The following is a 226-nucleotide window of genomic DNA, read 5'->3' as shown; positions in this document are numbered from 1 at the left end:
GAGCTTAACGGCCGTGTTCGGGATGGGAACGGGTGTGACCTCTTCGCTATTGCCACCAGACTATATGGAACAAAATTGTTCCTTCAAAACTGGATAATCTCTGTAAAGTAACGGCATACCGTGCCATGTTAATCTTGATTAAGTCCTCGATCGATTAGTATTCGTCAGCTCCATGCGTCACCGCACTTCCACCTCGAACCTATCTACCTCGTCATCTTCAAGGGAT

Annotated in this window: 2 rRNA genes; both read right to left on the bottom strand. The window is 46.9% G+C overall.

The window, feature by feature from the left end:
• A 5S ribosomal RNA gene (gene rrf, locus M3221_RS26100) occupies positions 1 to 60 on the bottom strand; the annotation flags it as partial.
• 74 nt (positions 61 to 134) lie between these two features.
• Positions 135 to 226 (bottom strand): 23S ribosomal RNA (locus M3221_RS26095); the annotation flags it as partial.

The organism is Domibacillus indicus (assembly GCF_023715895.1).
GTDB lineage: Bacteria > Bacillota > Bacilli > Bacillales > Domibacillaceae > Domibacillus > Domibacillus indicus_A.
The sequence above is the reverse complement of the archived record's forward strand: the minus strand, read 5'-3'. Positions and strand labels throughout refer to the sequence as shown.